General features: G+C 72.2%; 9 protein-coding genes and 1 riboswitch. Of the genes, 6 read left to right on the top strand and 3 right to left on the bottom strand.

Going from position 1 to position 7,672, the window contains the following annotated elements; genetic code table 11:
• The coding region (gene arfB, locus EF918_RS29255) for an alternative ribosome rescue aminoacyl-tRNA hydrolase ArfB (protein WP_125651945.1) at positions 1–310 on the bottom strand (310 nt) is incomplete at its 3' end.
• 166 nt (positions 311–476) lie between these two features.
• On the opposite strand from arfB, the gene EF918_RS29250 reads away from it, so the two are divergent.
• From EF918_RS29250 to otsB, 3 genes are all read left to right on the top strand, one after another.
• Positions 477–1,052: a TerD family protein gene (locus tag EF918_RS29250; protein WP_125651944.1), complete on the top strand. Its 576-nt coding sequence runs from the start codon at positions 477–479 to the stop codon at positions 1,050–1,052.
• A 156-nt stretch (positions 1,053–1,208) separates the two neighbouring features.
• A complete protein-coding gene (locus EF918_RS29245) occupies positions 1,209–1,445 on the top strand; it encodes a DUF3263 domain-containing protein (protein ID WP_125651943.1) in 237 nt (78 codons plus the stop codon).
• A 159-nt stretch (positions 1,446–1,604) separates the two neighbouring features.
• A complete protein-coding gene (gene otsB / locus EF918_RS29240; RefSeq protein ID WP_125651942.1) occupies positions 1,605–2,471 on the top strand; it encodes a trehalose-phosphatase in 867 nt (288 codons plus the stop codon).
• A 1-nt stretch (position 2,472) separates the two neighbouring features.
• Here the strand turns inward: otsB and EF918_RS29235 are convergent, their stop codons facing one another.
• Both EF918_RS29235 and EF918_RS29230 read right to left on the bottom strand, forming a co-directional pair.
• Positions 2,473–3,915 carry a trehalose-6-phosphate synthase gene (locus EF918_RS29235; protein WP_125651941.1) on the bottom strand — a complete coding sequence of 481 codons (1,443 nt, stop codon included), beginning with the start codon at positions 3,913–3,915 and terminating at the stop codon, positions 2,473–2,475.
• Between the two features lie 116 nt (positions 3,916–4,031).
• Positions 4,032–5,000, bottom strand: coding sequence for a glucosyl-3-phosphoglycerate synthase (locus tag EF918_RS29230; RefSeq protein WP_125651940.1), 969 nt, complete (start codon positions 4,998–5,000; stop codon positions 4,032–4,034).
• A 191-nt stretch (positions 5,001–5,191) separates the two neighbouring features.
• A riboswitch (SAM riboswitch) is annotated at positions 5,192–5,331 on the top strand.
• Positions 5,332–5,348: 17 nt separating this feature from the next.
• Here EF918_RS29230 and thrC point away from each other — a divergent pair.
• From thrC to EF918_RS29215, 3 genes are all read left to right on the top strand, one after another.
• Positions 5,349–6,629 carry a threonine synthase gene (gene thrC, locus EF918_RS29225; RefSeq protein ID WP_125651939.1) on the top strand — a complete coding sequence of 427 codons (1,281 nt, stop codon included), beginning with the start codon at positions 5,349–5,351 and terminating at the stop codon, positions 6,627–6,629.
• 37 nt (positions 6,630–6,666) lie between these two features.
• Positions 6,667–6,945: a MoaD/ThiS family protein gene (locus EF918_RS29220; protein WP_125651938.1), complete on the top strand. Its 279-nt coding sequence runs from the start codon at positions 6,667–6,669 to the stop codon at positions 6,943–6,945.
• Between the two features lie 383 nt (positions 6,946–7,328).
• A complete protein-coding gene (locus EF918_RS29215) occupies positions 7,329–7,532 on the top strand; it encodes a cold-shock protein (RefSeq protein WP_005315736.1) in 204 nt (67 codons plus the stop codon).
• Positions 7,533–7,672: the final 140 nt, after the last annotated feature.

Below are 7,672 nucleotides of genomic sequence, written 5' to 3'. Positions count from 1 at the left end.
GCGCGGTGGCCTCGGCCAGGAGGGCGGCCAGGCGGACCGCGGCCATCTCCCGGTTGCGCCACTGCGAGCGGTGCTCCGAGGCGCGGACGGTGAGCACGCCGTCCACCAGCCGCCCGGCCAGCTTCTCCAGCGCGCGCTGCTTCCACACCTCCGGCAGTGCCTTGGTGGCCCCGAGGTCGAACAGCAGCTCCACCCGGCTGTCGGACGTGTTCACGTGCTGCCCGCCCGGTCCCGAGGAACGCGAGAACCGCCACGAGAGTTCGGCCTCGGGCAGGGCGACCCCGCCACGGATGGGATAAGGACCAGGCATGAGTCCATGATTCCGCCCCCGGTGCCGTCCCGTCACCCGCATTTCCCGCGCATTTCCCGCCCGGGAACCGGCCCGCCCCTCCCCGCGTTATGAAGGTCAGCGGTAACGTCACCGCGACGAGCCCGGCGCCCGAGCGCGGGCGGAGCGAAGAGGAAAGGGACATCCCATGGCCGTAAGCCTGTCCAAGGGCGGCAACGTCTCGCTGTCGAAGGAGGCCCCGGGCCTCAGCGCCGTCACGGTCGGCCTCGGCTGGGACGTCCGCACCACCACCGGCACCGACTTCGACCTCGACGCCTCCGCCATCGCGGTCAACGCCACGGGCAAGGTCGTGTCCGACAGCCACTTCGTCTTCTTCAACAACAAGTCCACCCCGGACCAGACCATCGTCCACACCGGCGACAACCGCACGGGCGAGGGCTCCGGCGACGACGAGTCCATCAACGTCAACCTGGCCGGCCTGCCCGCCGACGTGGACAAGATCGTCTTCCCGGTCTCCATCTACGACGCCGAGTCGCGCTCGCAGAACTTCGGCCAGGTCCGCAACGCCTACATCCGCGTCGTGAACCAGGCCGGCGGCGCCGAGATCGCCCGCTACGACCTCTCCGAGGATGCGGCCACCGAGACCGCCATGGTCTTCGGCGAGCTCTACCGCAACGGCGCCGAGTGGAAGTTCCGCGCCGTCGGCCAGGGTTACGCCTCCGGCCTGGCCGGCATCGCCCAGGACTTCGGCGTCAACGTCTGATCCCGCCGCCCGGTCCGTCGAAGCCCCCTCCCGGCCGTCCGGGGAGGGGGCTTCGCCGTGCCCGCCGCGGTCCCGCCGCGGGGCGCCGGGGCCGGGGCCCCGTGCCGCCGTCCGGGGGACCGGGGGCGTGTCGGTGGGTGGCGTTAGTGTGGCGGTATGACGGAAGACGCGCAGCTGACGGCGGTCGAGGCCGGCGTGCTCGCGTACGAGGGGCGGACCTGGCCCGGCCCCGGCGCCAAGGAACGGGCGATACGGGAGGGGCTGGGACTCACCCCCGTCCGGTACTACCAGCTGCTCAACGCCCTGATCGACGACCCCCGCGCCCTGGCCCACGCCCCCACCACGGTCAACCGCCTGCGCCGCCTGCGCGAGGCCCGGCGGGCCCGCCGCTGATCGCCGTGCGATCCCGTGCGGTCGCCGTACGGTCCCCCGGCGGTTCCCGGGCGATCGCCCTGCGATCCCGTGCGGTCGCCGTACGGTTCCCCGGCGGTCCCCGGGCGAGGACCGCCGAAGCCTGGGCGGGCGGCCGGTGGCGCCGGTAGGGTCGTAGGCATGGGGACCAGCCATCCGCACGATCTGCCGCTGCCCGACACCGCCGCCGGACGTGAAGGGCTCCAGGCCCTGCTCCGCGCACCCCGGCGATCCGTGATCGCCCTCGACTTCGACGGGACCCTCGCCGACATCGTCCCCGACCCGGACCAGGCCCGCGCCCACCCCGCCGCCGTACCGGCCCTGGCGGCCCTGGCCCCGCAGGTCGCCTCCGTGGCCGTGGTCACCGGCCGCCCGGCCGGCGTCGCGGTCCGCCACGGCGGCTTCGCCGGGGTCCCGGGCCTGGAGCACCTCGTGGTCCTCGGCCACTACGGGGCCGAGCGCTGGGACGCGGTCACCGGCCATGTGCACGCCCCCGCCGAGCACCCCGGGGTGGCCGCCGTCCGCGCGGAGCTGCCCGGGTTCCTCGACTCGATCGGGGCCTGGCAGGGCACCTGGATCGAGGAGAAGGGCCGGGCCCTGGCCGTGCACACCCGGCGCGCCGCCGACCCGGCGGCCGCCTTCGCCACCCTGCGCGAGCCCCTCGCCGAACTCGCCCAGCAGCACGGCCTGATCGTCGAGCCGGGCCGGGCCGTCCTCGAACTGCGCCCGCCCGGCATGGACAAGGGCGTGGCCCTCACCGAGTACCTGGCCGAGACCGGCGCCGAGGCCGTCCTCTACGCCGGGGACGACCTCGGCGACCTCGCCGCCTACGCCGCCGTGGAGAAGCTCCGCACCGACGGCACCCCCGGCCTGCTGGTGTGCAGCGGCTCGGCCGAGGTGCCCGAACTCGCCGCCCGCGCCGACCTGGTGCTCGCCGGACCGGCCGCGGTCGCCGACTTCCTCGCCCGGCTCGCCGCCGTCCTGCGCGAGGCGTCGGAGGAGGCGTAGGCTACGCCGACGCCTCCTCGCGCAGGTCCGCGAGCTGGGCCGCGAACCACCGGGCCGGCGGGAGCGCCGTCGCCGCGGCCGCCAGCCGGCCGGTCCGCTCGGCGCGCTCCGCCTCCGGCATCGACAGGGCCCGGTGCAGGGCCTCGGCCGTCTGCGTGACGTCGTAGGGGTTCACCGTCAGCGCGTCCTCGCGCAGTTCCCCGTACGCCCCCGCCCCCTCGGACAGCACCACCGCGCAGCCCGCGTCGGAGACCACCGGGATCTCCTTGGCCACCAGGTTCATGCCGTCGCGGACGGGGTTGACCAGGGCCACGTCCGCCAGCCGGTACGCGGCCAGCGACCGGGCGAAGTCGTCCTTGACGTGCAGGTGCACCGGCCGCCAGCCGGCCGTGCCGAACTCCTCGTTGATCTGCGCCGACAGCTGCGAGACCGCCGCCGTGTAGTCGCGGTACACCGCGAGGTCCTGCCGCGAGGGATAGGCGAACGCCATGTGCACCACCCGCTCCCGCCACTCCGGCTGCTCGGCCAGCAGCTCCCGGTAGGCCAGCAGCCCGCGCACGATGTTCTTCGACAGCTCCGTGCGGTCCACCCGCACGATCGTGCGGCAGCCGCCCACCTCCGCCCGCAGCGCCGCCAGCCGCTCGTCGACCTCCGGCCGGTGCGCGAGCGCCCGCAGCTCCTCGCCGTCCACACCCAGCGGGTACACCGACACCTCGGTGGTGCGCCGCTTCCACACCGCGTACCGGCGGTGCTCCACCCGCCCCTCCCGCGGCTCCGCCCGCCCCCACGCGTCGTCGAGCTCCGCGCAGCCCAGGAACGCCTGCGCCCACGCCTCGGTGTGGAAGCCCAGCCGGTCCGCGCCGAGCATGCCCCACACCAAGGTCTCCCGGGCGTAGTCGGGCAGCATCCGCAGGTAGTGCGGCGGCGCCCACGGGGTGTGGGTGAAGTGCGCGATCCGCACGTCCGGCCGCAGCACCCGCAGCATCCCCGGCACCAGCGCCAGGTGGTAGTCCTGGACCAGCACCGAGGCGCCCTCGGCGGCCTCCTGCGCGAGGGCCTCGGCGAAGGCCCGGTTGTAGGACTCGTACGACTCCCAGCGGCGCCGGAACTCCGCGTCGAAGACCGGTTCGCGCGGGATGTCGTACAGGACGTGGTGGGTGAACCACAGGACCGAGTTCGCGACGCCGTTGTACGCGTCGTCGTAGATGGTGGGATCGATGTCCAGCATGCGGACGCCGGGCTCGGTCACCCCCCGGCGCACCGCCTCGCGGTCCGCCCCGGAGAGGGCCGCGCAGATCCACAGCGCCTCCGGTTGCTCCGCGAGGGCCGCCGACAGGCCGGAGACGAGACCGCCCCCGCCGCGCCGGGACTCCAGCGTGCCGTCGTCGGCGAGGACGTAGGACAGGGGGCCGCGGTTCGCTGCAACGAGTACCTGGGAAGCCATGCGGCCAACCTAGCCGGGGCCGCCGCTGCTCAAACGTCCGTTCCGTTCCGGCGCGGCGAGAGGTCCGCCACGCGCCCACCGCGGCGCGAGCGCCCCGGACCGGCCCCGGCGTGCGCTCATGCCACGCGGCGCAGCGCGTACTCCTTGACCTCGGCCATGGGCGGCCGCTCCTCGGTGTCCACCGGACAGGTGCGCGGAACGAACCCGTCCGGCCCCCGCTCGAACTGCGTCAGCTCCGGCCGCACCAAGTGCCCGCGCGAGAGGCGCAGCTGCGCGGTGCGGTAGATGGCGGCGGCCATCCGGCCCAGGGCCAGCCCGTCCTGGTGCCGGTGCCGGCGGACCCCCACGTCGACCTGGGCGAGGGCGTCCAGGCCCACCGTGTGCAGGGCGTCGACCAGCAGGCCGAGCTCCACGCCGTAGCCGACCGGGAACGGCAGCCGCTCCAGCAGCGACCGGCGCACGGCGTACTCGCCGCCCAGGGGCTGGACGAAGCCGGCGAGCTGCGGCCAGTGCAGGTTCAGCAGCGGCCGGGCGACCAGCTCCGTGACCCGGCCGCCCTGCTCGGCCCCGCCGACCGGGCCCGCCGCGTCGTCCAGCGGGCGGTCGTACATCGCCTTGACGAACTGCACGTCCGGCTCGGTCAGCAGCGGGCCCACGATCCCGGAGACGAAGGCGGTGGAGAAGTCGCGCAGGTCCGCGTCCACGAAGCAGACGATGTCCCCGGTGGTCACCAGCAGCGAGCGCCACAGCACCTCGCCCTTGCCCGGCAGCGCCGGGATGCGCGGCAGCACGGTGTCGCGGTGCACCACCCGGGCGCCGGCCGCGGCGGCCACCTCCGCCGTACGGTCGCTGGAGCCCGAGTCGAGCACGAGCAGCTCGTCGACCAGCGGCAGCGGCAGTCCCTCGATCAGCTCACGCCGGATCGCCCCGACGATGGCGCCCACGGTCGCCTCCTCGTCGAGGGCCGGCAGCACCACGCTGACCGTGCTGCCGGAGGCCCGCTTGGCCTCCAGCAGCTGGTCGAGCGGCCGGTCGGCAGCGGACCAGGAGCGGTCGGCCAGCCAGCGCTCCACCTCTTCCAGCACGTGTCGGCTCCCCTGTGTGACGGTGTCCCGGGACGATGGTGTGATCCATCTCGCGGATCGGACGGCAGTCTCAACACCCCGACCCTTCGGTTACAGTCTTGAACAACGCGGAGGGCCCTCGCATGTCGGGGTCCCCACGCACGCACAAACGCTCGGGAACGCGCCATGGCGCGCGGTGTCCCGCGCCATACCGCTCATCCAGAGGGGCAGAGGGAAACGGCCCGTTGAAGCCCCGGCAACCCTCCAGTCGGTTCTCGCAGCAGCGAGGTCCCCGGCTAGGGAAGGTGCCAAATCCGTCTCGTGGCGAAGTGCGCCGCGAGGAAGATGAGGAGAAAGGGCCTCGCCGTCATGGCTGCACAGACTGTCGCCACCCCCACCACCGTCGACCTCGGTCCCGCGACCGGACTCTCCTGTCGCGAGTGCGGTACCCGCTTCGAGCTCGGCCCGATCTTCGCCTGTGTCGAGTGCTTCGGTCCGCTGGAGGTGGCCTACGAGCTCCCCGCCGGCGACCCCGAGGCGCTGCGCGCGGCGATCGAGGCGGGCCCGGACAACATCTGGCGGTACGCCCCACTGCTGCCCGTCCCGGCGGACGTGGCCGGCAAGCCCAGCCTGAACCCGGGCTTCACCAAGCTGGTGGACGCGCGGAACCTGGCCAAGGAGCTGGGAGTCACCGGCAAGCTCTACGTGAAGGACGACTCCGGCAACCCGACGCACTCCTTCAAGGACCGCGTCGTCGCGATCGCCGTCGAGGCCGCCCGCGCCTTCGGCTTCACCACCCTCTCCTGCTCCTCCACCGGCAACCTGGCCGGCGCCGTCGGCGCCGCGGCCGCCCGGGCCGGCTTCCGCTCCTGCGTGTTCATCCCGCACGACCTGGAGCAGGGCAAGGTCGTCATGGCCGGTGTCTACGGCGGTGACCTGGTCGGCATCGAGGGCAACTACGACGACGTCAACCGCTTCTGCTCCGAGCTCATCGGCGACCCGCTGGGCGAGGGCTGGGGCTTCGTCAACGTCAACCTGCGCCCCTACTACGGCGAGGGCTCCAAGACGCTGGCCTACGAGATCTGCGAGCAGCTCGGCTGGCGGCTTCCCGACCAGATCGTCATCCCGATCGCGTCCGGCTCCCAGCTCACCAAGATCGACAAGGGTCTCCAGGAGCTGATCAAGCTGGGGCTCGTCGAGGACCGGCCGTACAAGATCTTCGGTGCCCAGGCCGAGGGCTGCTCCCCGGTGTCCACCGCCTTCAAGGCCGGTCACGACGTGGTGCGCCCGCAGAAGCCGAACACCATCGCCAAGTCCCTGGCCATCGGCAACCCGGCCGACGGCCCGTACGTCCTGGACATCGCCCGCCGCACCGGCGGCTTCGTCGAGGACGTCACCGACGAGCAGGTCGTCGAGGCCATCAAGATCCTCGCGCAGACCGAGGGCATCTTCGCCGAGACCGCGGGCGGCGTGACCGTCGGCGTGACGAAGAAGCTCATCGAGAACGGTCTGCTGGACCCGACCCTGACCACGGTGGTCCTCAACACCGGCGACGGTCTGAAGACCCTGGAGGCGGTGGCCGCCGACAGCGGCCAGACCGCCACCATCCGCCCCAGCCTGGACGCGTTCCGCGCCGCCGGCCTGGCCTGACCCTTCTTCCTCGCACTACCGGAAAGGCAGTAGCGCCATGAGCGTCTCCGTCCGCATCCCCACCATCCTGCGCACCTACACCGGCGGCGCGGCCGAGGTGAAGGCCGAGGGCGCGACCCTCGCCGAGGTCATCGCCTCCCTGGACGCCGACCACCCGGGGATCGGCGCGCGCATCCTGGACGACCAGGGCAAGCTGCGCCGCTTCGTCAACGTCTACGTCAACGACGACGACGTCCGCTTCGAGGGCGGTCTGGAGGCCGCGACGCCGGACGGTGCGGGCGTCTCGATCATTCCCGCCGTGGCCGGCGGCTGCTGACGGGTGCAACTCCCCGAATTACCCCCTGCGCGAAAGCGGAGGGGGTAATTCTGCTTGGTTGGGCGCGGTAGAGTTGGGGAAGTCCCCTCCCCTGTTCTTGCCCGGTGCATATGAGCGGGTCGCGTCATGGTCGACATTGGGTCAATGTGCGAGCGCGATATGGGGCGTTGGCGGTATATGTCGGGTCCGAGTTGCCCAGGAATATGCCAACTTTTCATGCTTCTTCGACGTATCTGAGTGTCCAGATTTCTCGTCGGAATGACCTGTTGCAGACAGCGTCGGTCCAGATACATTCAGCCGCGGTCGACGCGTTCCGACGCAAGTTCTGACCCGGGACCGCGAAGTGCGATCCCGCGCAAGGGCCAGTAATAGGGGAGTTAGGCATGGCTCAGGGCACCGTCAAGTGGTTCAACGCGGAGAAGGGCTACGGCTTCATCGCGGTCGACGGTGGTGCGGATGTGTTCGTCCACTACAGCGCCATCCAGATGGACGGGTACCGCACCCTTGAAGAGGGTCAGCGGGTCGAGTTCGAGATCTCGCAGGGTCAGAAGGGCCCGCAGGCGGACATGGTCAAGCTCGCCGTTTGATCGCGTCCTGGCCTGGCTGATCCGCACGCGATCGACCACCACTGACACACACGCACGAGGGGCCCGCATCCCGGAGGGAGATGCGGGCCCCTCGCGCGTGTGTGTCAGTGGTGGTCGATCGCGTGCGGATCAGCCAGGCC

This window comes from Streptomyces sp. WAC06614, assembly GCF_003949795.1.
Lineage (GTDB): Bacteria > Actinomycetota > Actinomycetes > Streptomycetales > Streptomycetaceae > Streptomyces.
Note: the sequence above shows the minus strand (reverse complement) of the source record. Positions and strands in the feature narration are given on the sequence as shown.